The 25,958-nt window shown below is 55.9% G+C and carries 25 protein-coding genes; 17 read left to right on the forward strand and 8 right to left on the reverse strand.

The annotated features are described in order from the left end of the window. Position 1: 1 nt before the first annotated feature. The 6 genes from phnL to DSM25558_RS18185 all read left to right on the forward strand — a co-directional run bounded on the left by phnL (position 2) and on the right by DSM25558_RS18185 (position 5,391). On the forward strand, positions 2–748 hold the full coding sequence (phnL, locus tag DSM25558_RS18160) for a phosphonate C-P lyase system protein PhnL (protein ID WP_077106090.1): 747 nt from the start codon (positions 2–4) through the stop codon (positions 746–748). Next, positions 742–1,359 (forward strand): DapH/DapD/GlmU-related protein, encoded by a 618-nt coding sequence (locus DSM25558_RS18165; RefSeq protein WP_103586373.1) that lies wholly within the window; start codon positions 742–744, stop codon positions 1,357–1,359. Before phnL ends, DSM25558_RS18165 begins: the two co-directional genes overlap by 7 nt. 84 nt (positions 1,360–1,443) lie before the next feature. Continuing rightward, positions 1,444–2,286 (forward strand): phosphonate ABC transporter ATP-binding protein, encoded by an 843-nt coding sequence (phnC, locus tag DSM25558_RS18170; RefSeq protein WP_077106092.1) that lies wholly within the window; start codon positions 1,444–1,446, stop codon positions 2,284–2,286. Between the two features lie 25 nt (positions 2,287–2,311). Next, positions 2,312–3,307: a phosphonate ABC transporter substrate-binding protein gene (gene phnD, locus DSM25558_RS18175; RefSeq protein WP_077106093.1), complete on the forward strand. Its 996-nt coding sequence runs from the start codon at positions 2,312–2,314 to the stop codon at positions 3,305–3,307. 68 nt (positions 3,308–3,375) lie between these two features. Continuing rightward, complete coding sequence (gene phnE / locus DSM25558_RS18180) at positions 3,376–4,185, forward strand: phosphonate ABC transporter, permease protein PhnE (protein ID WP_083716562.1); 810 nt, start codon at positions 3,376–3,378, stop codon at positions 4,183–4,185. A 66-nt stretch (positions 4,186–4,251) separates the two neighbouring features. After that, entirely contained in the window at positions 4,252–5,391 is a 1,140-nt protein-coding gene (locus DSM25558_RS18185) for an alpha-D-ribose 1-methylphosphonate 5-triphosphate diphosphatase (protein ID WP_077106124.1), read from the forward strand. 45 nt (positions 5,392–5,436) lie between these two features. Here the strand turns inward: DSM25558_RS18185 and DSM25558_RS18190 are convergent, their stop codons facing one another. Further along, positions 5,437–5,874, reverse strand: coding sequence for an Lrp/AsnC family transcriptional regulator (locus DSM25558_RS18190; protein WP_077106094.1), 438 nt, complete (start codon positions 5,872–5,874; stop codon positions 5,437–5,439). 128 nt (positions 5,875–6,002) lie between these two features. On the opposite strand from DSM25558_RS18190, the gene rocF reads away from it, so the two are divergent. Together rocF and DSM25558_RS18200 are read left to right on the forward strand one after the other, a co-directional pair. Further along, the gene (rocF, locus tag DSM25558_RS18195) at positions 6,003–6,923 is read left to right on the forward strand and encodes an arginase (RefSeq protein WP_077106095.1); all 921 of its coding nucleotides are present in this window, start codon (positions 6,003–6,005) and stop codon (positions 6,921–6,923) included. 16 nt (positions 6,924–6,939) lie between these two features. Beyond that, positions 6,940–8,028 (forward strand): ornithine cyclodeaminase, encoded by a 1,089-nt coding sequence (locus tag DSM25558_RS18200; RefSeq protein WP_077106096.1) that lies wholly within the window; start codon positions 6,940–6,942, stop codon positions 8,026–8,028. Here the strand turns inward: DSM25558_RS18200 and DSM25558_RS18205 are convergent. Beyond that, positions 8,023–8,907, reverse strand: a complete 885-nt coding sequence (locus DSM25558_RS18205; protein WP_077106097.1) for a DMT family transporter — start codon at positions 8,905–8,907, stop codon at positions 8,023–8,025. The genes DSM25558_RS18200 and DSM25558_RS18205 overlap by 6 nt on opposite strands. 252 nt (positions 8,908–9,159) lie before the next feature. Between DSM25558_RS18205 and DSM25558_RS18210 the strand changes: the two genes are divergently transcribed. From DSM25558_RS18210 to DSM25558_RS18220, 3 genes are all read left to right on the forward strand, one after another. After that, on the forward strand, positions 9,160–10,308 hold the full coding sequence (locus tag DSM25558_RS18210; RefSeq protein ID WP_077106098.1) for a mandelate racemase family protein: 1,149 nt from the start codon (positions 9,160–9,162) through the stop codon (positions 10,306–10,308). A 6-nt stretch (positions 10,309–10,314) separates the two neighbouring features. Continuing rightward, positions 10,315–10,944, forward strand: a complete 630-nt coding sequence (locus DSM25558_RS18215; RefSeq protein WP_077106099.1) for an SGNH/GDSL hydrolase family protein — start codon at positions 10,315–10,317, stop codon at positions 10,942–10,944. Positions 10,945–11,020: 76 nt separating this feature from the next. Beyond that, positions 11,021–12,619, forward strand: coding sequence for an ABC transporter substrate-binding protein (locus DSM25558_RS18220; RefSeq protein WP_077106100.1), 1,599 nt, complete (start codon positions 11,021–11,023; stop codon positions 12,617–12,619). A 78-nt stretch (positions 12,620–12,697) separates the two neighbouring features. Here DSM25558_RS18220 and DSM25558_RS18225 read toward each other — a convergent pair whose 3' ends face one another. From DSM25558_RS18225 to DSM25558_RS18245, 5 genes are all read right to left on the reverse strand, one after another. Next, positions 12,698–13,525: a sugar phosphate isomerase/epimerase family protein gene (locus DSM25558_RS18225; protein ID WP_077106101.1), complete on the reverse strand. Its 828-nt coding sequence runs from the start codon at positions 13,523–13,525 to the stop codon at positions 12,698–12,700. Beyond that, entirely contained in the window at positions 13,522–14,952 is a 1,431-nt protein-coding gene (locus DSM25558_RS18230; RefSeq protein ID WP_077106102.1) for an enolase-like domain-containing protein, read from the reverse strand. Before DSM25558_RS18230 ends, DSM25558_RS18225 begins: the two co-directional genes overlap by 4 nt. Position 14,953: 1 nt before the next feature. Beyond that, complete coding sequence (locus DSM25558_RS18235; protein ID WP_077106103.1) at positions 14,954–16,117, reverse strand: dihydrodipicolinate synthase family protein; 1,164 nt, start codon at positions 16,115–16,117, stop codon at positions 14,954–14,956. A gap of 10 nt (positions 16,118–16,127) precedes the next feature. After that, positions 16,128–17,270 carry a Gfo/Idh/MocA family protein gene (locus DSM25558_RS18240; protein WP_077106104.1) on the reverse strand — a complete coding sequence of 381 codons (1,143 nt, stop codon included), beginning with the start codon at positions 17,268–17,270 and terminating at the stop codon, positions 16,128–16,130. A 244-nt stretch (positions 17,271–17,514) separates the two neighbouring features. Further along, the gene (locus DSM25558_RS18245) at positions 17,515–18,219 is read right to left on the reverse strand and encodes a TetR/AcrR family transcriptional regulator (protein WP_077106105.1); all 705 of its coding nucleotides are present in this window, start codon (positions 18,217–18,219) and stop codon (positions 17,515–17,517) included. 121 nt (positions 18,220–18,340) lie between these two features. On the opposite strand from DSM25558_RS18245, the gene DSM25558_RS18250 reads away from it, so the two are divergent. The 6 genes from DSM25558_RS18250 to DSM25558_RS18275 are packed head-to-tail and all read left to right on the forward strand — an operon-like array spanning position 18,341 to position 24,646. Continuing rightward, positions 18,341–19,630: an ABC transporter substrate-binding protein gene (locus DSM25558_RS18250; RefSeq protein ID WP_077106106.1), complete on the forward strand. Its 1,290-nt coding sequence runs from the start codon at positions 18,341–18,343 to the stop codon at positions 19,628–19,630. Between the two features lie 6 nt (positions 19,631–19,636). After that, positions 19,637–20,590, forward strand: a complete 954-nt coding sequence (locus DSM25558_RS18255) for a carbohydrate ABC transporter permease (RefSeq protein WP_077106107.1) — start codon at positions 19,637–19,639, stop codon at positions 20,588–20,590. Then, entirely contained in the window at positions 20,583–21,458 is an 876-nt protein-coding gene (locus tag DSM25558_RS18260) for a carbohydrate ABC transporter permease (RefSeq protein WP_077106108.1), read from the forward strand. The genes DSM25558_RS18255 and DSM25558_RS18260 overlap by 8 nt, the downstream gene beginning before the upstream one ends. Before the next feature lie 18 nt (positions 21,459–21,476). Next, a complete protein-coding gene (locus DSM25558_RS18265) occupies positions 21,477–22,490 on the forward strand; it encodes a Gfo/Idh/MocA family protein (protein ID WP_077106109.1) in 1,014 nt (337 codons plus the stop codon). Continuing rightward, positions 22,483–23,550 (forward strand): Gfo/Idh/MocA family protein, encoded by a 1,068-nt coding sequence (locus DSM25558_RS18270; RefSeq protein ID WP_077106110.1) that lies wholly within the window; start codon positions 22,483–22,485, stop codon positions 23,548–23,550. Before DSM25558_RS18265 ends, DSM25558_RS18270 begins: the two co-directional genes overlap by 8 nt. A gap of 19 nt (positions 23,551–23,569) precedes the next feature. Next, a complete protein-coding gene (locus tag DSM25558_RS18275; protein ID WP_077106111.1) occupies positions 23,570–24,646 on the forward strand; it encodes an ABC transporter ATP-binding protein in 1,077 nt (358 codons plus the stop codon). Positions 24,647–24,696: 50 nt separating this feature from the next. Here DSM25558_RS18275 and DSM25558_RS18280 read toward each other — a convergent pair whose 3' ends face one another. Beyond that, a complete protein-coding gene (locus DSM25558_RS18280; RefSeq protein ID WP_077106112.1) occupies positions 24,697–25,833 on the reverse strand; it encodes a PLP-dependent cysteine synthase family protein in 1,137 nt (378 codons plus the stop codon). Between the last annotated feature and the right edge of the window lie 125 nt (positions 25,834–25,958).

The raw sequence follows: 25,958 nt of genomic DNA on the forward strand, positions 1-25,958 counted from the left end.
AATGACGCTTCATCACACATCTTCGGCGCTTGCAGAGACGATCGTTCTTTCTGTCGGCAATGTCGCCAAATCCTTCACCATGCATCTGCGCGACGGCATCGTCTTGCCAGTGGTACGCAACGTCAGCTTCAATCTCCATCGCGGAGAATGTGTCGTGCTTGGCGGCCCATCCGGTGTCGGCAAGTCTTCGATCCTGCGCATGGTCTACGGCAACTATGCCATCGACCAAGGCCATATTCTGGTTCGCGATGGTTCGACCGACACCATGAATGACCTTGGCAGCGGCGATCCGAGACTGATCCTTGCGCTGCGACACAATAGTATCGGTTACGTCAGCCAGTTTTTACGGGCCGTGCCGCGCGTTTCGGCGCTTGAGATCGTAGCCGAACCTTTGACGGCACGTGGTGTCGGCAAGGAAAACGCCGTCGCTCGCGCGGCCGCTTTGCTAACCCGGCTCAATCTGCCGGAAGCATTGTTCGGCCTGCCGCCTGCGACGTTCTCGGGCGGTGAGAAACAGCGCGTCAACATCGCGCGTGGCTTCATCACCGATCATCCCATTTTGCTGCTGGATGAACCAACGGCCTCGCTGGACGCTGAAAACCGCGATGTTGTGGTTGATATGATCAAGGAAAAGCTCGGCCAAGGCACAGCCATTCTCGGTATTTTCCATGATCTTCCCGTGCGCAATGCGGTTGCCACTCGCATGCTTGATGTATCGGGCTTCTCGGCAAGAAAGGCAGCATCATGACCAAGCTCTCCATTGAACCGCTGATCGATCCAACCGCCCAGGTCAAGTATTGCGTTTTTGGACGCTATACGGAAGTAGCCGCCGGTTGCCATATCTCGGAAACCGAAATGGGCGACTATTCCTATATCGAACGCGGCGGCCAGGTCTGGTGCGCGACGATCGGAAAGTTCGTCAACATCGCGGCCAGCGTGCGTATCAATGCCACCAACCACCCGATGGATCGTGCAAGCCTTCATCATTTCACCTATCGCGCTGGTGACTATTGGGAGGGTGCAGGCGACGAGGCGGATTTCTTCGCTGCCCGCCGCGCCAAGCGGGTGGTGATTGGTCACGATGTCTGGATCGGTCATGGGGCGACACTTCTTCCCGGCGTCACTGTCGGTAATGGAGCCGTGATCGGCGCAGGAGCCGTCGTGTCCCGCGATGTCGCGCCTTACACCATCGTCGGCGGCGTACCTGCCCGTGTGATCCGCGAGCGGTTTACTGCTGAAATTGGTGCTCGAATGGACCGGCTTTCCTGGTGGGATTGGCCGCACGACAAGCTTTTTGAAACGCTTGCCGATTTCCGCTCTCTGCCTGTTGAAGAATTTCTCAGCCGTCACGGCGGCTGACATAAAAACTTCATTAAATCGTCACCGTACGATCATCGAAAGCCGTCCAATGTCCTTCGAACAGACCGGCATCAGGAGCAAAAAATGACTGCGATCACCGTATCCAATCTTTCGAAAAAGTACGGAAATACGCTTGCTCTCGACTGCGTGGATCTGACACTCGAGCGGGGCGAGATGGTGGCTTTGATCGGGGCGTCCGGTTCCGGTAAAAGTACGTTGATCCGCCATATCGCTGGCCTTGAGACGGGAGATGGTCAAAATGGACGGATCGAGATTTTGGACACCGTTTCGCAAAAAGCTGGCCGGTTGACCGGATATGTGAAGCGTGGTGCCGTATCGGTGCTGTTCCAGCAGTTCAATCTCGTCGGTCGCCTGTCCGTACTGACCAATGTGCTGATCGGTCTTCTTGGCCGCGTGCCGCGCTGGCGCGGAACGCTGGGACTGTTCAACGCGGAAGAAAAAGCCGCAGCCCGCGCAGCGCTTACCCGTGTCGGTATTCCGCAGGTTGCTCTGCAGCGTTCTTCTACGTTGTCCGGTGGACAGCAGCAGCGCGCGGCCATTGCCCGCACACTCGTGCAGGGCGCTGAAATCCTGATTGCCGACGAGCCCATTTCGGCGCTCGATCCATCATCGGCGCGCCGGGTGATGGATGTACTTGCCGATATCAATACGCAGGACAGGATCACGGTCCTCGTCTCACTGCATCAGGTTGAATATGCCCGTCGCTATTGTAAGCGCACGATCGCCATGCGCAACGGCGCTATCGTCTTCGATGGTCCTTCGACTTCGCTGTCCAACGCATTTCTGGCCGAACTTTACGGTTCGGCATCGGAAGAACTGGTCCTGCCGGATGCCCCGGCGGAGCAATCGGCTCCTGTGCCTGCCACGGAGCTGCCCAACCGTCAGCCGGCGTTTACCACGGCCTGACTTTCCCTGTTATCGGAGACCTCTCATGAACGCGATACTGAAAAGCATGGCGGCGGTGTCTATCGCCTTTACAATGACGTCCGTAGCGCTTGCGCAGGACACGATCAATTTCGGCATCATCTCGACCGAGTCTCAGCAGAACCTCAAGACCAGCTGGGATCCGCTTCTCGCCGACATGAAAAAGAAGACCGGCCTGGACGTAAAGGCGTTCTTCGCTTCCGATTATGCCGGCATTATCGAAGGCATGCGTTTCAACAAGGTGCAGATCGCCTGGTACGGCAACAAGTCTGCCATGGAAGCCGTTGACCGCGCCAATGGCGAAGTTTTCGTGCAGAGCGTTCCTGTCGGTGGCGAGCCTGGCTACTGGTCTGTGGTCATCGTTCCCAAGGATTCCCCGATCCAGACCATTGATGACGTTTTGAAGTGCGACAAGTCGATCAACTTCGGCCTTGGCGACCCCAATTCGACCTCTGGCTACCTTGTTCCAATGACGTTCGTCTTCGGCGCACGCGGTATCGATCCGAAGTCTTGCTTCAAGAACGTGACCAACGCCAACCATGAAACCAACGCCATGGCCGTTGCGAACAAGCAGCTGGATGCCGCTGCCAACAACACCGAGAACATGGCTCTGATCAAGCAGAACAAGCCGGATGCATTCGCCAATATCCGCGAAGTCTGGCGTTCGCCTCTGATCCCGTCTGACCCGATCGTATGGCGCAAGGACGTGCCGGAAGAAACGAAAACCAAACTTCGTGAATTCTTCCTGACCTATGGCACCGATAAGTCCACCGGCAATGTTGCAGAGGAAAAGAAGGTCTTGGCCGGTCTCAAATGGGCTCCTTTCCGCGCCTCGACCGACAAGCAGCTTCTGCCGATCCGCGTCATGGAGCTGTCGAAGTCGATTGCCCAGGCGCAGGCCGATGCATCGCTTTCCGCTGAAGCCAAGGCCACCAAGATCAAAGATCTGACGGAACAGAAGAGCAAGTTCGAAGCCGAACTCGCAACAGCGTCCAAGACCTGATCTCTCCAAAATTTTCTGGGCGGGACCATCGGCCCCGCCCAGCTTTCTCTGACAGCGGATTGACGACAATGAGCGAAACATCTCTGCAAAACAAAGCGATCCCGATGGCGGTTGCGAAACAGCCGGGCGGCCTGCGCAACGGCCTACTCACCTTGGGCCTGGTTGCAGCGTTGTTGATCAGCTGGGGACCTGCCGAGATGGGGCGGTGGACTTATCTGTTCAGCGACAGCGGCAACATGGCCACCTATGCCAAGGATTTCCTGAAGCCGGATTTCAGCACCTGGCAATATTACCTCGAAGAAATGATCGTCACGGTTCAGATCGCACTCTGGGGCACCTTCCTTTCAGTGCTTCTGTCGATCCCGTTCGGCATCCTTTCTGCCCACAACATGGCGCCATGGTGGATCAACCAGCCGGTACGACGTCTGATGGACATGTTCCGGGCCATTCATGAAGTCGTCTTCGCTGTGTTGTTCGTGGTGGCGGTGGGGCTTGGACCTTTTGCGGGTGTCATGGCCCTATTCATTCACACGACCGGTATTCTCGCAAAGCTGTTTTCCGAAGCGGTCGAAGCCATCGATCCGCGTCCCGTCGAGGCTATCCGTACGACCGGTGCCTCGCGCATGCAGCAGGTTATTTTCGGCGTCATCCCGCAAGTTTTGCCGCTTTGGATCTCGTTTTCGCTCTATCGCCTTGAATCGAACATACGTTCCGCAACCGTGCTGGGGCTTATCGGCGCGGGTGGTATCGGCCAGGTTCTCTTTGAATCGATCCGCGGTTTTTATTACCCGCAGGCATCCGCCATCATCATCATCGTCGTTTTGACGGTTACGCTCATGGACCTCATCTCGCAGCAACTGCGCCGGATCGTGATCTGACCGCCGGTTACGACTGCTTTCTCTTCACAGCCGTTTCATGACGGCGTATCCAACCGAATGAACATCATGCAAAAAGATCTCGTCTTCACCAACTGCGCAATCGTTCTCCCGCAGGAAATCATCAACGGCACCTTGCTTATTCGCGATGGGAAAATCGCAGACATCACCCACAGGAACTCATCTTCCGGTATCGATTTGGATGGCGATTTTGTGATGCCGGGTTGCGTCGAGTTACATACGGACCATCTCGAAACCCACGTCCAGCCGCGCCCGAAGGTCCGTTGGAATCTGGATGCAGCCCTTCAGGCGCATGACGGTCAGATCGCCACAGCTGGCATCACCACTGTTTTCGATGCTTTGCGCGTCGGGATGGATGGCGACACGGAACTCGGTTCGGACGATATGTCTGCCATGGCGCAGACCATTTCGGCGGCAATGGCAGCAGACCGGTTGCGGGCCGAACATTTCATTCACCTTCGCTGCGAAGTTTCGATGCCTGATGCCGTCGAGCATTTCGACCAGATGAAGAGCAATGATCGTGTCAGACTTGCATCTTTGATGGATCATGCTCCCGGCCAGCGGCAGTTCGTCAGTCTTGAAGCCTATCGCATCTATTATCAGGGCAAGAAAAAGCTGTCCGACGCGGATTTCGCTGCTTTCAGTGAAAGGCGCATTGCGCAGTCCGACGCCTACTCGGCAAAACACCGGCATCTAATCGCCGAGCGTTGCCATGCAAGCGGCATCTCTGTCGCATCTCATGATGACGCGACCGCAGAACATGTGGCCGAAGGGGTTGAACTCGGCATTTCGCTGGCGGAGTTTCCGACAACCGTAACTGCAGCGCAGTTTTCACGAGAGGCTGGCCTGCAAGTGCTGATGGGCGCACCGAATGTGGTGCGCGGTGGCTCTCATTCGGGCAATGTCTCGGCCATTGAACTTCTGGAAAAAGGGGCGTTGGATATATTGTCGTCCGACTATGTCCCCTTCAGCCTTGTGCAGGCGGCGTTCCTTCTATCCGAGAAGCAGATTGTTGATCTGCCACATGCCATTCGCCTGATTTCCGCCAATCCCGCTGACGCTGCAAAGCTTTCCGACCGCGGACGTATTGAAATCGGGCTCAGGGCGGATCTCGTCAGAGTTCGCTCGACTTCGGGTTTGCCGCCTTTGATTGCGGGCGTTTGGCGCGAGGGACTTCGTGTCGCCTAAGGGCAAAACATGAACCGTTTAGGGCACGGGTCCGATCGTGCCCTTTCAAAGCCGGGCTTTTGTCGAACGGGATGTTGAAAGAAGAAGGCTTGTTTCACTCCCCGTTATGCCGGGGACGAGGCGTATGCGACGCAGGACGGAATCGAAGTCGCTTAAGGTAGAGGCGCTGAGTTCGACAATCAGATCCCACCGACCGTTGGTGGAGTGAATTTCCGAAATTTCAGGAAATCCGCCAAGAGTGCGGATGACCTTATCCGTGACGTGGCCTTCGATTTCAATCATCATGATGCCACGTATGGCCTCTTCCACGGCGTCGGCCCGCAATATCACCGTGTAACCGATAATCGTGCCGCTCGCTTCCAATCGTTCGATGCGAGCACGCACCGTGGCGCGAGACGTTTTTGTTTCGAGCGCAAGATCCGAGATACTACGACGACCGTTGTGGCGTAGAAGCGTGATCAGCTTCTCATCCAGATTATCCATGACATTCCATTTTGCTCAATATATTTCTCATTGTGGTAAGAGAATAATGCTATTTTGCCAATCTTTATCGTTCAATCTGCCGCAACCTTTTGCTTCAATTTACCCGTTGGATCGAAGGGGAGAAAAACATGGAATGCAGGCTGATTGGGGTGCCGTTACAGATTGGTGCCGGGCAATTGGGGTGCGAGATGGGGCCGAGTGCTTTGCGCATTGCGGGGCTGAAGACCTCGCTTGAAGACCTCGGACATTCTGTTGTCGACGTTGGCAATGTAACGCCTGCTCCGTTTCGCGATTTTAACCATCCCAACGGCGCAGTTCACCATTTATCCGAGACAGTTGCCTGGACCGAAGCATTGGCCGAGATTGCCTATCGCGAAAGCGAAAATGCGATGCCGATCTTTCTTGGTGGAGATCACGCCATTTCAGCAGGAAGTGTGACGGGTGTGGCGCGCAGAGCGGCAGAGCTTGACCGACCATTGTTCGTGTTGTGGCTGGACGCACATACGGATTATCACACGTTGGAAACCACGCGCAGCGGCAATCTACACGGTACGCCGGTGGCTTATTATAGTGGACGTGAAGGCTTTGAAGGCTACTTCCCGCCGGTTCCCCATCCTGTCCATCCATCCCATATCTGCATGATCGGCATCCGTAGTGTTGATCCCGCCGAAAGTGCAGCGCTGGAGGAAACCGGCGTCACTATTCATGACATGCGAATGATTGATGAACACGGTGTTGCCGTGCTTCTGCGTGCGTTCATAGAGCGTGTCACTGCCGCGAATGGTCTCCTGCATGTCAGTCTGGACGTGGATTTTCTCGATCCTTCCATCGCTCCCGCCGTCGGCACCACCGTGCCGGGCGGTGCGACGTTCCGGGAAGCGCATCTCGTCATGGAAATGCTGTGCGACAGCGGGTTGGTGTCCAGCCTCGATCTCGTGGAACTCAATCCATTTCTCGATGAGCGTGGGCGAACGGCGCGCTTGATGGTGGACCTGACCGCAAGCCTGATGGGCAAGCGCGTCATGGACCGCCCGACGAGAGCAGGTTGAGGGGGGGGGCAGGATCATGGCAGCAACACCCAATCTCAACATCGTCCCGTTCATCAGCGTCGATAACATGATGAAGCTAATTTTGACGGTCGGCATGGACACGTTTCTTCGTGAACTCGCCGATACTATCGAAGAGGATTTCCGTCGCTGGGACGCGTTCGACAAGAGGTCGCGCATCGCGTCTCACTCGGAAGAAGGCGTTATAGAATTGATGCCTACAAGTGATGGGAAGCTCTATGGCTTCAAATATGTCAACGGACATCCGAGAAACACGAGGCAGGGCAGGCAGACAGTGACCGCCTTCGGTGTTCTCTCAGATGTTGGCAATGGCTACCCTATGTTGCTGACGGAAATGACGATCCTGACGGCATTGAGGACGGCGGCGACCTCTGCTGTTGCGGCGAAATATCTCGCCCGCAAGGATGCGCGCTCGATGGCCATCATCGGTAACGGTGCGCAGAGCGAATTTCAGGCCCGTGCCTTCAAGGCAATTCTGGGAGTCGATCAACTCCGGCTTTATGACATCGATCCTGCCGCTAGCCTCAAATGCCAAAGAAATTTGAAGGGACAGGGCTTTTCAATAACGATCTGCAAAAGCGCGGAAGAGGCGGTTGAAGGTGCCGATATCATCACGACCGTTACCGCAGATAAACAATACGCCACCATCCTTACAGACAACATGGTTGGTCCCGGGATTCACATCAACGCGGTGGGCGGAGATTGTCCGGGGAAAACCGAACTGCATAGGGACATTCTGCTCCGCTCCGATATTTTCGTTGAGTACCCGCCACAGACCCGTATCGAAGGCGAAATTCAGCAATTGCCACAGGATCATCCCGTGACCCAGCTTTGGCAAGTCATTGCGGGCAGCACGGTTGGGCGAAAAACGGATCGGCAGATTACGCTGTTCGACAGTGTTGGCTTTGCCACCGAAGACTTTTCTGCGCTTCGCTATGTCAGATCGAAGCTTGCCCAAACGGGCCTCTATGAGGAACTGGATTTGCTGGCCGACCCCGACGAGCCGCGCGATCTCTACGGCATGCTGTTGCGGTGTGAGGCCTCGACAAAGGGTTTGTCACCCACCCAGCCTGAAGCGGTATTATAGCCGCTCCAGACGTTTTCTTCGGGCTGCCATTTGCTCCCGCCAGATGGTGAACAAACCTGCCGCGATAACGATTGCTGCCCCGCCGACCATGTGCGGGCTCAATACTTCTCCGTAAAGGCTGACGCCAACAATGGAGACCAGCACGAGTTGGTAGTAGGAGAACGGCTGAACCGAAGCCGCATCGGCAAATTCGAAGGCGCGGATGAGCATATAGTGGCCGCTCATGCCGGTTATGCACAGCGCCAGCATCCAGCCCCAGTCATAAGGCAGCATGTTCACCCAATAAAACGGCCCGACCAGCGTCAAGGCGAAAGCGCCGGGAACACCGGTATAGAAGAAGCTTGTCATCGCCTTGTCCGTGCGGCTGGCGAGCCGTGTCAGCACGCCATAGAGGCCGAGCAGGAAGGCTGCGGCAAATGTGACGATGAGTATCGGGTCGAAGCCGTTTTCATCAGGCTTGAGGATGACGAGGACACCGAGAAAGCCAACGAGAATGGCCGACCAACGCTTCCAACCCACTTGCTCGTTTAAAAGCGGAACGGATAAAGCCGCGACGATCAGCGGTGTGGACGCGAGAATGGAATGGGTGTGAGCCAGCCCGACAGTCGAAAACGATATGATGGAAAGCACGATCTGGACGGCGAGAATGACACCGCGGCTTGCCTGTAGCCAGAACCGGTTTGTTGACACCGCCTGCCGGATGCCACCGTTCGATCTCAACGCGAGAATGATCACGAAAACGGCAAAGGCCCAATACCGCAACATGGTCACGAATATCGGCGGATATGCCGAACCGAGATGTTTCGAGATGCCATCCTGAACGGCGAAAATAGTGAAGGCCGCTAACGCGTAAAGATAACCTACGGACTGAGGAGGCATTGGAAACTCTGAATATGGGCAGACGATGGGCGGAGAGGCCTGAACCTCTTAGACGATTATAGCCGAATGCAAAACCGACAAAGTGGATCATTTCGCTTTGCCGGCATCGATTACTGCCGACCCGCCATCACACCAGAACAGCGCAACATCAAAAAAACAACATGTCATACATGTTTGACAATTATTTGAATATCTGTCTAATAAGGGGTGTTATGGATTGCCGTTGGCCGCCGGGCTGCATTGGGAGGACAGATGATTATTACCGACATCGAAGTGCGGGTCTTTAAGACAACAACGCGCCGACATTCCGATAGCGCCGGCCATGCTCATCCTGGTCCTGCGCATCAGGTCGAGCAGGCGATGCTGACGGTCCGCACCGAGGACGGTAAGGAAGGGCATTCCTTTACGGCACCTGAGATCGTCCGGCCCCATGTGATCGAGAAGTTCGTCAAAAAGGTGCTGATCGGCGAGGATCATCGCGACCGTGAACGGCTGTGGCAGGACCTTGCTCACTGGCAGCGCGGCTCTGCCGCCCAGTTGACCGACAGAACCCTGGCAGTCGTTGACTGTGCATTGTGGGATCTGGCGGGTCGTTCGCTCAACCAACCTGTATACAAGTTGATTGGTGGTTATCGCGACAAGGTGCTGGCCTATGGCTCGATCATGTGCGGCGATGAGCTTGAGGGCGGTCTCGCGACGCCGGAAGACTATGGTCGTTTCGCTGAGACGCTGGTCAAGCGCGGCTATAAGGGCATCAAGCTGCACACCTGGATGCCACCTGTCAGTTGGGCTCCTGATGTGAAGATGGACTTGAAGGCCTGCGCCGCCGTTCGCGAAGCGGTCGGTCCGGATATCAGCCTCATGATCGATGCCTTCCACTGGTATTCCCGCACGGATGCGCTGGCCTTGGGTCGCGGTCTTGAAAAGCTCGATTTCGACTGGATCGAGGAGCCGATGGATGAGCAGTCCATGTCATCCTACAAATGGTTGGCCGATAATCTCGACATTCCCGTTGTTGGTCCGGAAAGCGCTGCTGGTAAGCACTGGCACCGCGCTGAGTGGCTGAAGGCGGGTGCCTGCGATATTCTCAGAACCGGCGTCAACGATGTCGGCGGCATCACGCCCGCTTTGAAGACCATGCATTTGGCCGAAGCCTTTGGCGTGGAGTGCGAGGTCCACGGCAATACGGCCATGAACCTGCATGTGGTTGCAGCGACGAAAAACTGCCGCTGGTATGAGCGCGGCTTGCTGCACCCCTTCCTAGAGTATGATGTCGGCTTCGATTATTTGAAGTCACTGTCCGACCCGATGGATAAGGATGGCTTTGTGCATGTTCCGGATCGCCCCGGTCTTGGTGAGGACATAGACTTCAACTTCATCGAGAACAACCGCGTAAGGTAAGTTGAGATGAAAACCATACTTGCATTTGGCGATAGCCTGACATGGGGCGCAGACCCGACGACCGGACTGCGCCATCCGCCGCAATATCGGTGGCCGGAGGTGCTGGAAGCCGAGCTTGCAGGTGAGGCGAAGGTTCTGGCGGAAGGCTTGGGCGGGCGCACCACGTGTTATGACGACCATGCTGGCCCGGCCTGCCGCAACGGTGCAAAAGCTTTGGAAGTTGCGTTAGCCAGCCACATGCCGCTCGATCTGGTCATCATCATGCTGGGGACGAACGATCTGAAGCCCGTTCACGGTGGACAAGCTGAAACGGCAGTATCAGGCATGCGACGCTTGGCGCAGATCGTGGAGACTTTTCCCTACAAGCCGCGCTCAGCGCTGCCGAAAGTGCTTATCGTTGCGCCGCCGCCATGTGTTGCAGGGCCCGCCGGTGCGCCAGCGGCGGGTCGTAGAATTGCCGAATCCGAACGCTTGGCACCGCTTTACGAGAAGCTTGCCGGTGAAACCACCTGCGCATTTTTCGATGCGGGTACCGTTGCGCGCGCGTCATCGGTCGATGGCGTTCATCTCGACGCCGAGACAACCGCAAGAATAGGGCGGGCGCTCGTTGCACCCGTTCGCGCCGTTTTGTGCTGATCAGCATCGCCGCAGAGGAGTGTGGCCTGATCGAAATTTGAACGCCGTCATGAAACACGGCTCATTGGGAGGAAACATGAGACAGTTTTTTACAACAGTAGCGCTCGGTGCCTTATTGATTGGTGCCATGCCGCTGACGTCTCTGGCCGAAACGCCGAAGGATCAGCTGGTCGTCGCAACGACCATGAGCAACATTCTGACGCTCGACCCTGCCGCGATCACGGGTCGCGAGACCGTTCAGGTTCTGAACAATGTCTATGACACGCTGGTCATCCTGTCGGAGAAAGACCGCAGCATTCAGCCACGTATTGCCGAGCGTTGGGAGATTGCCGAAGACCGCAACTCCATCACGTTTCATCTGCGCAAGGACGCAAAATTCGCGTCCGGCAATCCCGTAACGGCCAATGATGTCGTCTGGAGCCTGAAACGCGTCCTGTCGCGCAATCTCGCACAATCGTCTTTCCTCAAGACCCGCGGTTACAAGGTCGAGGATGCGGACAAGCTGTTCGTTGCCAAGGACGAGTACACATTCGTTCTCAACCTGCCGAAGCCTGATGACCCGAACCTGTTGCTGATGATCCTTGGTCAAAACGGACCGGGTTCCATCATTGACAGCAAAGCCGTGCTGGAACACGAAAAAGACGGAGATCTCGGCGCTGGTTGGCTGACATTGAATTCTGCAGGCTCCGGCCCCTTCAAACTGGGGAAATGGAAATCAAACGAATTCATCATTCTAACCCGTAACGACGATTACTGGGGCGAAAAGCCTGCGATGAAACGGGTTTTGATGCGCCATCTGCCGGAGTCGCAGTCGCAGCGCCTCATGCTCGAAAAGGGTGACATCGATGTCGCCTATTCCTTGCAGGCACCCGATTTGAGGTCGCTTGAGGCGGACAAAGACATCGCGATAGAATCCACACCTGGTTCGGGCTTTTATTATCTGGGCGTTTCGATGAAAGACGAGCGTTTCGCCAATAAAAAGGTCCGCGAGGCGCTCCGCTATCTCATCGATTACGAAGGTTTGGATAAGGCCGTGATGCCCTATTACGGCAAGCTTCACCAGCGTCCGATCAGCACCGGTGTTCTGGGCGCTCTGCCGGATGAAGGTTTCAAGCTCGATGTACCGAAAGCTAAGGCATTGCTCGCCGAGGCCGGATATCCCAATGGCTTCAAAACGACTCTGCGCGTGCTCTCCGAAGATCCCTTCATGAAGGCCGCGACCGCGATCCAGAACACGCTGGGCCAAGCTGGCATTCAGGCTGAACTCATCAGTGGTTCCGGCGACCAAATTTACGGCGCAATGCGCGAGCGCAAGTTCGAGTTGCTCGTTGGTCGTGGCGGCGGTGGTCAGCAGCCGCACCCGGACAACAATCTACGCGCCATGGTCTATAATCCGAACAATGCCGACGAGGCAAAGCTCACCAATTATCAGGGCTGGCGCACGAGCTTTTTCGATGAAAAGCTCAACACCATGATCGAGCAGGCGCTGGTAGAGCGCGACACTGCCAAGCAGGCCAAGGCTTACGCAGACATTCAAGCCTATATGGATGAGCTGGTCATTTCGATCCAGCCATTCTCGGAAGTGGTCGATACGGCGGCTTATCGCAGCGATGTCAAAGGCATGATCGTAAGCCCCTGGTATTCGCGTTTCGAAGTTGTGACCAAGGAGCGGTGATCGCTTCAGAGCGATGAAGCAAAACAAAGGGCGCGTAGTTTACGCGCCCTTTTTAATGTTGTCCGGTGGAAGCTTAATTTATGGCTGACAAACAGTCTGGAAGCGTTCGACTACTGTCGACAGCACCTCATCGATAGGCCGCGCATTCCAATTGTAGGAGAATATCTCCACCTCTTGGGGGCCGAAAAAGCCAGCTTGTTCGATCATCCGGCGGAAGCCCCTGAGATCGATGACGCCGTCGCCCATCATGCCGCGATCATTGAGGGGGTCCGTCGTCGGCACCAGCCAGTCGCAGATGTGATGAGCAAATATCTGGCCATTGCGACCGGCCCGGGCAACCTGCTCTTCCAGCTCCGGGTCCCACCATACGTGATAGACATCGATCGCAACGCCGGTGCCTTCACCCAATTTATCGCACAGGTCGAGCGATTGCTTCAGCGTGTTGAAGCAGGCGCGATCTGCTGCATAGAACGGATGCAGTGGTTCTATGGCGAGTGGAATGCCAGCCTGTCTGGCATAGGGCAGAAGCTCTGCCATGCCGTCTTCCACCATCTGCCGCGCGCCTTTGATGTCTTTTGATCCGGCTGGCAAGCCACCGACCACCAGCACAAGGCAATCGGCATTCAAGGCTTGGGCCTCATCCACTGCGCGCTTGTTGTCCTCGATGGCGTTGCGGCGTCCTTCCGCGTCTGGTGCGGGAAAAAATCCACCACGACAATGTCCGCTGAGGCGAATGCCATTTTGTGCCACGATGCGCGCCGCTTCTTCCAGACCTACGCCATGTACCTGGTCTCGCCAGGGGGAGATGGTGGTGATGCCCTGTGCGAGGCAGGCATCCACCAGCGTGCCGAATGATCCGCCCTGTTTGATAGTGGCGAAATTGATGGAAAGACCTTCAAGGCTCATGCGGCATTCTCCTTTTCTTGAAGGGTCTGAAATGTTGCCTGAGCAGCGGCTTGCGCGGCGCCAAGGCCCTTGGCTGCCAGAATTGTATCGAGCGAAAGCTGGCCGTTCTGCATAGTTAAACGCGCACGCCCTTGGTGATCGCGGTAGAGATCGCCATGGGCGGAAAGCCACGCGGCATCCTCCGAGGCCGATGCGCCCTGCATTCCATCGACATAATGGTGCCCGTTGCGCTCGATGTGTCCGAGGTTGAGAAGCGATGCCAGTGCCAGATCCTGCTGCACGGCAATGCCCGCCTGCGTCGTCAAATCTTCGGCCGACATGAAATAGCCGCCACCCGTTTCCGCATTCCATTTCTCCACCCGCATCTTGTTGAGAAACGAGCGATAAAACCCTTTGCAGGATTTGGAGGAGACGCCGAGATAGCCCTGTTCGCGCGCCTCTAGAAACGCATCCTTGGTGCCGTCGGACTCATCGATTTCCAGCGCCACCCGCTTAGCCAGCGTCTTGACCGGCTGGGATAGCGCCATTGTACGAATGATCGGCTGCTCCACAAAAAGCAGCGATTGCCGCAGCCTTGCGAGCGCGGGCTCTTTCTCGATGCGGTCCATCAGATCGATGACGGCGGCTTCATCAGCAAATTGCTCGTTGCCATCCAGTGTGGCTTTGTAACCCGGCAATCGATCGAGGACAGCGGCGATATCCTTCAATCGCTCCGTATCTTCCTGCGGCCTACCGGAGACTTTCAGTTTGAAATACTGAATGCCGTAGGTCTCGATCTCTTCTCTCAGGCACTCGGGCAGGCCATCATCGCGACGAGGTCCGTTTATCTCTTGCGGGGTCAGCGGATCGATGTAACCGACGGTGTGGCGCAGATAGAGCGTCTTGTGTGGTATCACCTGTTTTAGAAAACCGGCAACGTCGAAACCATCGAGATCGGGTGTGGTCGATAGGTCGATGGCTGGCAGATTGGATCTGATAACATCCACCAGAGGCAGAGCATGCAGCCTGCAAAGCGCATCCAGACTGGCGCGGTCCACAAGTGCGAGGCCGAAGGATGCGATTAGCCCATTGAGGCCTTCTGATGCTGCCTGGGCATGGTGTTGTGGTTCGAGCCCTGCGTGCAGCCCAAAGGCTGTGGAAGCCGGCGCTTCTTTCGAAAGTGCCACTGCCAAATGCACAGAGCGGCGTAGCTGCTGTTCATTGTCAGCATTGCTGAGCGCAGGGTTCTTGTCGAACCATTTCGGCACCATCAGCTCTGCGGAATAGCCAGTGGCGATCCGTCCCTGTGCATCCTCGACGTCGAGTGATAGGAAAATCTGCGCGGCTTCGGTCACTGTTGCCGCCCCGAAACGGAACGGCATCCGCATTGTGAAGCGACGCTCGAAAATCGAGGCATCCTTGACCTTTAATAGAGGAGCCTCAGCCATCTCAATGCACACCTCTGACCGAGAGAATCGCCTTCATGCGCCGCGCGGCATCATCCGGGTCAGCAAGCACATTTGCCTTGTCCGCCAGTCGGAAAAGCTCGGCAAGATGCAAAGTGGAGCGCGTGCTTTCCTGCCCACCGATCATGGTGAAATGCTCCTGCAACCCGTTGAGATAGGCCAGAAACACGACGCCGGTTTTGTAGAATCGGGTAGGGGCTTTGAAGATGTGGCGCGATAGGGCCACGGTCGGTTCGAGAATATCGAAGAATTCGTTGTTCGCCCCGCTTTTCAAACTTGCCAAAGCCTTGGACGCTGCCGGAGCAATTGCGTCGAAAATGCCGAGCAGGGCATCGGAATGTCCGTGTTCATCACCCGCGATCAGTTCCGCATAATTGAAGTCATCGCCCGTATACATGCGAACCCCTGCCGGAAGGCGGCGGCGCATCGTGATTTCCTTTTCCTTGGACAGGAGAGAAATCTTGATACCGTCGATCTTGTCGGCATTGGCTTTGAGCATATCAAGGCAGGTGTCCATGGCCGCCATATGGTCACTGGCACCCCAATAGCCTTCGAGCGCGGGATCGAACATTTCGCCGAGCCAGTGAATGACGACTTTCTCCTTGGCCTGCGCAAGCACGCGGGCGTAGGTTTCCAGATAATCATCGGGCGATTTCGCACTGGCGGCCAATGCTCGGCTCGCCATTAGGATCACGCGCCCGCCTTCGCCCTGCACGAAATCCAGCTGCTCTTGGTAGGCATCGACAATCTGATCGAGGCTATAACCGGTGCCGGTCAGGTGATCGGTCCCCACGCCGCAAGCGATCAGCGCATCTTGTCGTGTTGCGGCTTCCTTCAAGGCTCTGGAGATCAATTCCTGCGCCTGCGGCCATGCTAGCCCCATGCCGCGTTGAGCCGTGTCCATCGCTTCTGCGACGCCCAAACCCAGATCCCACAACCGATGCCGGAAGCGAAGCGTGGCGTCCCAGTCAATGGCTGGTGTCAGCCACGGGTCATTATCTGCAAACGGATCGGCCACCACATGGGCTGCGGCAAAGGCAATGCGATTGAAATCAGCAGCACTGCGTTTTTCCAAAGCAATCGGTGTTCCGCTGAGCGTGTAAAGCTCAATCGAGCGATCTTCTCTGGGCAGGTTGAGTTGGGTCATTTGAGCCTCCTCAAGCTATGGCGGGAACGTCGAGCCAGCGGCGCTCCTTCCAGGATCTCAGACCGAGTTCGGCAAGCTGCACACCCTTGACGCCTTCCATCAGCCCATAAGGCCACGGGTCGTTGTCGACCAGATGCCGCACAAACATCTCCCACTGCGCCTTGAAGCCGTTGTCGTAAACCACGTTATCTGGCACTTCCTGCCAGGTTTTGTAGAAATCGATGGTTTGCGGCTGGTCCGGGTTCCAGACTGGTTTTGGCGTGTTGGTACGATGCTGCGTGAAGCACTTCGTCAGGCCAGCAACGGCAGATCCATGGGTGCCATCCACCTGAAATGTTACGAGATCATCGCGACGTACGCGCACAGCCCAAGAAGAATTGATGTGGGCAATGACGCCGCCTTCGAGTTGGAATGTCGCATAGGCGGCATCATCCGCGTCGGCGACGTAAGCGTTGCCCTGTTCATCGAAACGCTGGGGAATATGGGTTGCGCCAATGCAGCTGACGGCTTTGACCTCGCCGAACAGGTTGTCCAGCACGTAACGCCAATGGCACAGCATATCGAGAATGATGCCGCCGCCGTCCTTGTTGCGATAGTTCCAGGAGGGGCGCTGGGCTGGTTGCCAGTCGCCTTCGAAAACCCAATAGCCGAACTCGCCTCTTACGGAAAGAATTTTGCCGAAGAAGCCGCTGTCGCGCAGCATGGCAAGCTTGCGAAGGCCGGGGAGGAAAAGCTTGTCCTGCACCACGCCGTGTTTGATGCCAGCATTTTCGGCCAGCTTTGCAACGGCGATTGCCTCTTCCATATTATCGGAAATGGGCTTTTCGCAGTATACGTTCTTGCCGGCCTTGATTGCCTTGGTCAGCAGGCTGCCACGCATTTGGGTCGTGCCAGCGTCGAAAAACAGCGTATCGTCAGGGTTGGCAAGCGCCGCATCGATGTCCGTCGTCCAGCGGGCGACATTGTGCTTTTTGGCAATCGCTTCGATTTTCTCTCCGTTGCGGCCCACCAGAATCGGATCAAGCATGACCTTCTCGCCGCTTTTGAGGCTCACGCCACCCTGATCGCGGATCGCCAGAACGGAGCGAACGAGATGCTGATTATATCCCATACGGCCGGTAATGCCGTGCATGATGACGCCGATACGTTGCATGAAATTTCCTCCCAAAGCGCCTCACTCCCGTCAAGGCACGATCTCCTGGTTTCTATTTTGTAACCATTTAGTTATTTGTGGCCGTGAAACGCCGTTTCTGTCAAGACGTTTTTGATGTGAAAAATCGCGATGGAGTTCATGTGTCCATCAGCTTTATCGACGCATCCTGTGTCGCGATCATGAGGGCTTTCGCATCTGCGAAGATGCGGGCAATTGTTCTTGTTGGATAATTTGGCGCAGGCATTCAAAATGGCCGCAGTGCAGCAATAACCGTGTTGACGATGTGCTGGCCCCAACGCTCCAGTTCAGCGGGCGCTACGAGATCGCGCTGGAAGATCGTGGAAAGCGTAAAGCGGTTGGACAGATAAAAAAATCCGAGCGAGGCGATGGTTAGATAGACATCGACGGGGTCCAGTCCGGAACGAAAATCCCCCGTTTTCTCGCCACGCAGCAATACGTCCTTTAATTCCGAAATAAAGTTGGAATGCATCTCCGGAATGCTTGTTGATTGGCGCAAGTATCTGGCTTGATTGATATTTTCCGTCGCCAGAATGCTGAGAAACTCCGGGTGATCGAGAAAATAATGCCAGGTAAACAGGGCAAGTTCCCGCAATCCTTCCACGGGCGGTTTGCGGGTTAAATCCAACCGATGCTCCGCGTTGCGGATGTGTTGATAGGCATCTTCCAGCACGGCCAGATAGAGCGCATCCTTATCGCCGAAGTAGTGATAAATCATTCGCTTGTTGGTGCCAGCACGTCTCGCCACAACATCGATGCGCGCACCGGCAAGGCCCTTGGCCGCGACTTCGCGGCGGGCTGCTTCGAGAATAGCCGCACGGGTTCGCTCAGGATTTCGAGATTGGGTCGCCGGTTTTTTGCGGGTTGCCACCGTCTTTTTTTCGGCCGGATCGCCCGTTTTCTCGAAAACGGTTTTGTTGGTGTCATCCATCTTTATTGGCCGCTTGACAATGGTGTTGATCAGTGTTCCCATGTAACCAGATAGTTATAAAACGGCAAGCGCTGTTTACCAACATCATTCAATTTGGCAGTCAATTAGGGAGGAGTTGCCAATGTCCATGATGCTTCAAAGACGTGCGGTTTTGACCGCGGGTCTAGCTGCACTTTCGCTCGCAACAGTGGGTGGAGGGTCAGCATTTGCGCAGGCGGCGCGTATTCGCTTGCTCTGGTGGGGATCGCAAGAGCGTGCCGATCGCACGAACAAGGCGATAGCGGCGTTTAAACAGGTCAAGCCCGACCTCGACATAGCCGGTGAGTTTGCTGGCTGGTCGGATTATTGGCCGCGTCTTGCAACACAAGTGGCCGGTCGCAATGCGCCCGACCTGATCCAGATGGATTACCGCTATATTTTCGAATACGCCCGACGCGGGGCTCTTGCGCCGCTGGATGAATATCTGGGCAAGGGCTTGAAGATCGATGATTTCGGCGCTCCGAATATCGATTCTGGTCGAGTGGATGGTAAGCTTTACGGCATCAACCTTGGCGTAAATTCCAGCGCCGTCTTCTTTGATGCGGCAGGCTGGGAAAAAACCGGCGCAAAGCCACCATCCGCTGGGCAAACCTGGGAGGAATTTGCCAAGAGTGCGGCTGAATTCGGCAAGAACAAGCCAAAGCCCGGCTATTACGCCACAGCAGACGCCAGCGGCGTCGAGCCCAGCTTCGAAAACTGGCTAAGACAGAGCAAAAAGTCTCTGTTTAGTGAAGACGGGGCACTTGGTTACGACGCAAAGGACGCAACGCAATGGTTCGCGATGTGGGCCGATATGCGTGCAGCCGGTGCCTGCGTACCTGCCGACATTCAGGCGCTTGACCAGCTGAGCATCGAAACCAACCCATTGACAACCGGCAAGGCAGCAACTGCCTTTGCACACTCCAACCAGTTCGTCGGTTATCAGGCTGTCAATAAAGCGAAGCTCTCCATAACGTCCTATCCGAAAGTGTCCAAAGACACGCCATCCGGCCATTATCTGAAGCCTTCGATGCTGATGAGTGTGGCAAATGGCAGCGCGGGTATCGCAGCGGCGGTTGATTTCATTAACTTCCTCGTTGCAGTCCCTGAAGGTGTGGATATCCTCGGTGTCGAGCGCGGGGTTCCAGCATCCGCTTCCATGCGCGATCAGCTTAGCCCCAAGCTCAACGATGTCAGCAAGGCGATGGTCGAATATATCGCTGAAGTCACGCCGGGAGTTGGGCCGTTGCCGCCAGCACCACCTCCGGGTGCCGGGGAGTTTGCCTTCGTTCTCAAGCGTACCTCCGAAGAGGTCGCTTTCGGCAAGATCACGCCGGAACAGGGCGGCGAAAAACTCGTCAAAGAAGCGGAAACCGTCATCAAGCGGAAGTAAACATCCATGACGTTCCAATCCGATACGACCCACAGGGAGGGCCGCTCAGCGGCTCTCCCAAGGCAAGGCCGACTGCGTAAGGTTTTTGACCGCAACGTCCACGCCTATGTCTTCCTGCTGCCTTGGCTGATCGGCTTTTTCGGGCTGACGCTCGGGCCAGCGCTGGCTTCGCTGTACCTGTCCTTTACGAATTACGATCTGCTGCAATCGCCGGACTGGGTGGGTGCATCCAACTATGTGCGCATCGCGACGGCAGATCCGAAATTCGCGGCGGCTATGAGGGTCACGTTCACATATGTCATTCTGTCCGTACCGTTAAAGCTGATGTTCGCGCTCATGGTTGCCATGGCGTTCAATCGCGGCATCAAAGGGCTGACGATGTATCGAGCAGTCTTTTATCTGCCGTCGCTGCTGGGCTCGAGCGTTGCCATTGCGGTGTTGTGGCGTCAGCTTTTTGCGTCGGACGGTCTGGTCAACATGGTGCTGTGGCAACTGTTTGGTTACGAAGGGCCGAGCTGGATATCAAATCCCAATTACTCCATCTACACGCTGGTCATTCTGTCTGTATGGCAGTTCGGCTCGCCGATGATCATCTTCCTTGCCGGTCTTCGCCAGATTCCGCAGGATATGTATGAGGCTGCCGATATGGATGGGGCAGGCAAGGCGCGTCAGTTCTTCCGCATCACGCTGCCATTGTTGACGCCGGTGATATTCTTCAACGCCGTGATCCAGACAATCGATGCCTTCAAGGCGTTCACCCCTGCCTTCATCATTTCCGATGGCTCCGGCGGACCGATCAACTCGACGCTGTTTTACACGCTCTATCTCTATCAGGAAGCTTTCGGTTTCTTCCGCATGGGCTATGCCTCGGCCCTGGCGTGGATATTGGTCATCATCATTTCGCTCTTCACGGCCTTTTCGTTTCTGAGCGCACGTTATTGGGTACATTACGATGACTGATGCCGTTACCTCTTTACGCCCCGGTCAGGGGGGCAACCGCCCGCTTTGGAAATCTGCGCTACTGCACTTGGTGCTGATCGTAGCCTCCATCGCGATGATGTATCCGATCCTGTGGATGATATCGGGGTCGTTTCGCCCGCAGGATGAGCTGTTCGGCTCATCGTCTCTTATCCCCTCTGCACTCGATCTGGGCGGATATATTCGCGGCTGGACCGGCCTTCAGGTGTCGTTCGGCAAGTTCTTTTGGAACTCGTTCTTCATCGCGGTGCTTGCCACGATCGGCAACGTGGCCGGTTGTTCGCTCGCGGCATTTGCCTTCGCGCGGCTTCGTTTTGGCGGACGGAATTTCTGGTTTGCACTGATGCTGGGTACGCTGATGCTGCCCTATCATGTGGTGCTTATCCCGCAATATATCCTGTTTCTAGAGATGGGCTGGGTCAATACGTCTCTGCCTCTGATCGTTCCGAAGTATCTCGCCACGGATGCCTTTTTCATCTTCCTGATGGTGCAGTTCTTCCGCGGCATTCCGCGTGAGCTGGATGAGGCGGCGGTAATGGATGGGTGCAGTCCCTTCCGTATTTACTGGAAGATCATGCTGCCGCTGTCATCCCCGGTGCTGGCGACGGCTGCCATCTTTTCCTTCATCTGGACTTGGGATGATTTCTTCGGGCCGCTGATCTACCTCAATGATATCAACACCTACACCGTGCAACTGGGCCTTCGATCTTTCGTGGACAGCACCGGTAGTTCGGACTGGACAGCCCTGTTTGCCATGTCCAACCTCTCGCTTGTTCCCGTTTTTCTCTTTTTCCTTTTCTTCCAGCGCCTCCTCATCGAGGGCATCGCCACAACAGGCATGAAACGCTGAAACACCAAGGCATGGACAATGAAATCCGTTCGATTTGCAACAATCGGTATCAACCACAATCACATCTTTGGGCAGACCAACTGCCTGTTGAATGCAGGCGCTGAGCTGGTCGGCTTTCATGCCATCGAGGATGATTTGGCGAGTGAATATGCCGAAGCGTTTTCCGGCGTTGAGCGTATCGACGATAAACGTCGGCTGCTGGACGATCCTTCCATCGACCTCATCATAACCGCTGCCATTCCAGATGAGCGTGCGCCGCTGGCCATCGAGGCCATGCGGGCCGGCAAGGACGTGATGACTGATAAGCCAGGCATGGTCACGTTTGCCCAGCTGGAAGAGGTCAAAAAAGTTCAGGCTGAAACCGGACGCATATTTTCGGTGCTCTACTCGGAGCATTTCGAAAATCGCGCTACGGTGAAGGCGGGCGAACTGATTGCGGCGGGCGCAATTGGCAAGGTCGTTTCGACGGCCGGTTTCGGACCGCACCGTCTGCGGGCTTCGACCAGGCCGGACTGGTTTTTTGAGCGCGCCCGATACGGCGGCATTCTGGTCGATATTGCGTCGCATCAGTGTGAGCAGTTCCTGTTTTTCACAAATTCGGACAAGGCAGATATCCTGTCAGCCAAAGTCTCGAACCGTGGGAACCCGCAATTGCCAGGCTTGCAGGACAGCGGCGATATTCATCTCTGCACGAAGGATGCCGATGGCTTTATCCGAGTCGACTGGTTCACGCCGGATGGTCTGCCGAGCTGGGGTGACGGGCGGCTTTTCATCACCGGTACGGAAGGTGCAATAGAGATTCGAAAAAATGTCGACATCGCGGGAAGGGATGGCGGCAATCACCTGTTCCTGACTGACAAAAAAGGTGTGCAGCATATCGATTGTGCCGACGTGGCGCTGCGCTATGGGCCACAGCTTCTTTCTGACATTCGCAACCGCACCGAAACGGCCATGCCGCAGGCACGCTGTTTTGCAGCCATGGAAATCGCTCTGAAAGCCCAGCAGATTGCGGAGGGTCGTCAGCATGACTAAACGATACAAAGTCGGCATCATCGGCTGCGGCATTGGCAGGTCCCACATCTCCGAGGGATATGCGATGCACCCGGATAAATATGAGGTCGCCGTTCTCTGCGATCTCGACGCGGTGCGGTTAAATGCTGTTGCGGATGAGTTCAGTGTGCCATGCCGTATCACATCATCTGACGAGTTGATGGAAATGCCCGATATCGACATCATCGATATTTGCACGCCGCCTGCCATCCACACCAAGCTCATCCTTCATGCACTTGCTGCTGGAAAACACGTCGTGTGCGAAAAGCCGCTGACAGGCTCGCTTGCAGAACTTGACGAGGTGGTCTCTGCCGAGCAGACGGCGAAGGGCATGTTGATGCCGATCTATCAGTATCGTTATGGGGACGGCGTCCAGCAGGCGCGTCGCATTATCGAGAGCGGTCTGGCGGGTAAGCCCTATGTCGCTACGGCGGAAACGTTGTGGAAGCGGGATGCTGCCTATTATGACAATCCATGGCGTGGACGCTGGGCGACGGAACTTGGCGGCGTGTTGATGACCCACGCCATCCACCTTCATGACATGATGACCTATCTGATGGGCCCCATCGACCGCGTCTTTGCCCGTGCAGCGACGCGGGTCAATTCAATCGAAGTTGAGGATTGCGTCTCGGCCAGCCTTCTGATGAAAAACGGCGCTTTGGTCTCGTTGACCGCGACGCTGGGCTCTCAGGAAGAAATCAGCCGTTTACGGTTGGCTTTTGAGAATGTGACGTTCGAGAGCAATCACGCGGCTTATTCGCCGGGCGACGGACCATGGCGCATCATCCCTGCCAATGAAGAGATTGGCAACAAGATCGACGCGTTGCTGAGTGACATGCCAACCGTTGGTCGCCGCTTCAACGGACAGATGGAAGCCTTTTATCACACGTTGGAAAAGGGCGAAAAACCGCCTGTGACAACTTCGGACGCGCGGGGTTCGCTGGAGCTTGTCGCCGCGATTTATCACTCGAACGATATCAATGCGGACGTAGCCCTGCCGATTACGAAGGGCCACCCGAAATACATTAGCTGGCGACCATAGGTCTGTCGGGAGGAACGGTATGGCAAGCAGCATTACTCTAGAAAAAATCGTCAAGCGTTTCGGCGCGTTTCCGGTCGTGCACGGTATCGATCTTCAGATAGAGCCGGGAGAGTTCACGGTCTTCGTCGGTCCATCCGGCTGCGGAAAATCGACGCTCTTGCGCATGATTGCAGGTTTGGAAGAGATATCGGAGGGCGATTTGCGCATCGATGGAGAGCGGGTCAACGAAACAGCCGCCTCCAAACGTGGCATCGCTATGGTGTTCCAGTCCTATGCACTTTACCCGCATATGAGTGTCTACAAAAACCTTGCCTTCGGGCTGGAAACGGCTGGCTATAAAAAGCCTGAGATTGAGGCCCGCGTCAAAAAAGCGGCAGATATTCTGCAGATAAACCCGTTGTTGCAACGCAAGCCCAAAGCGCTCTCAGGCGGACAACGCCAGCGTGTTGCGATTGGTCGTGCCATCGTGCGCGAACCAAAGATATTCCTGTTCGATGAACCGCTTTCCAACCTCGATGCGGAATTGCGCGTGCAGATGCGCGTTGAAATCGCCAAGCTTCACCAAACCCTTGGCAGCACCATGATCTATGTGACGCACGATCAGGTGGAGGCTATGACCATGGCTGACAAGATCGTTGTCCTGCGTGAAGGGCGCATCATGCAGGTGGGGCGGCCGCTGGATCTCTACAATCATCCGGCCAACCAGTTCGTTGCCGGGTTCATCGGCTCTCCGAAGATGAATTTTCTGGCCGCAAAGCTGGTGGTATCCGATACGTCGCGTCGCACAATCGAGATTGCGGGCCAGCACATCGTTCTGGAGCGTCCGCTGGACGCAAAGGATGGCGAGGCCCTAACCTTGGGTGTTCGACCAGAGCATATCCAGGCCCAGACGCAATCCGCCAGTCTCGGTCAGGGCAACATACAGTTGGTCGAACACTTGGGTGGTTCGACGGTCCTTTACACCAATACCGCAGATGGTCAGCCGGTCACGGTTTTGCTGGAGGGACAGAAGTCATTGCGGATGGGTGAAACCGTGCCGCTCTCCTTCGATCTTGCCAATGCCCATGTCTTCGGCGCGGATGGCCGAAGGGTCTGAGGAAAGGCAGGCTCTTCGACGGGATTGGCTTACCGAGGAGTTGGCGCGTCTCAGGCTAGTCCCGCGCCACTCAGATCCTTGAATTCACCGCTGTCGATGAAGGTTTCCAGCATCTCCCGGTATGGGGTGATGTTGATGCCGTTTTTTTCCAGCCAGTCGGCGTTGTAGTAAGTGGCTGCGTAGCGGTCTCCGCTATCGCAGATCAAGGAAACGAGCGAGCCTTCCTTGCCCTCCTTCATCATCGCGGCGGCAATCCAGCATAGCCCGAAAAAGTTTGTGCCCGTTGAGCCGCCGACGCGTCGAAACAGCCGCTCTGACAGAACATGCATTGCCGCGATTGAGGCTGCATCCGGTATCTTGATCATGTGATCGATGACGCCGGGAATGAAAGAAGGCTCCACTCTCGGGCGTCCGACGCCTTCAATACGTGATGGTGTTGGGCAGGTGACGTTACGATCACCGGTCATGTAGGACGCGTGAAAAGCCGAATGCTCTACATCCACCACACACAGGCGGGTGCGCAGATTACGGTAGCGGATAAAACGACCAATCGTGGCTGATGTGCCGCCCGTTCCCGCATTCATGACCACCCATTCCGGCTCCGGATGTTCTTCACTCTTCATTTGCTCGAAAATCGAGTCGGCAATGTTGTTGTTGCCACGCCAGTCGGTTGCGCGTTCGGCATAGGTGAACTGGTCGAGATAATGCCCGCCCGCTTCGGCGGCCAGTCGTTCCGCAACGGTATAAACTTCGGATGGCTTGTCGACAAAGTGACACCTTCCGCCGAAACGTTCGATGGCTTCGACCTTCTGCGGACTGGTCGAGTGCGGCATGACAGCAATGAAGGGCAAGTCCAGAAGATGGGCAAAATAGGCTTCGCTGACCGCCGTCGAACCCGACGAGGCTTCTACGAGCGTCGTTCCCTGCGCAATCTTGCCGTTGCAGATGCCGTAAAGAAACAGCGAGCGCGCCAGACGGTGCTTGAGACTGCCGGTTGGGTGTGTCGATTCGTCTTTCAGATAGATCGAAATGCCTCTTAGCCCCTTAAAAACAGGCTTGACGAGATGCGTGTCCGCCGAGCGACGACCATCGCCCTGAAGGATACCGATAGCGCGTCTGGCCCAATCACGATCTTCACAGGCGGGCAGGGGTGTCAGAGGTGGTGTCGCGAGGCATTCCAATGTCATAGTGCGATCCCTCTAGTCAGAAAAGAAGACCTTTTGTCATTCTTGCGATCAACACGTGTCACGATTTTTCGCCTATTTTTGAATGATTTGGAAGAATATATTTCTATTAATGAACAATATATTAG

It is taken from the genome of Agrobacterium sp. DSM 25558 (genome assembly GCF_900100825.1).
Classification (GTDB): Bacteria; Pseudomonadota; Alphaproteobacteria; order Rhizobiales; family Rhizobiaceae; genus Agrobacterium.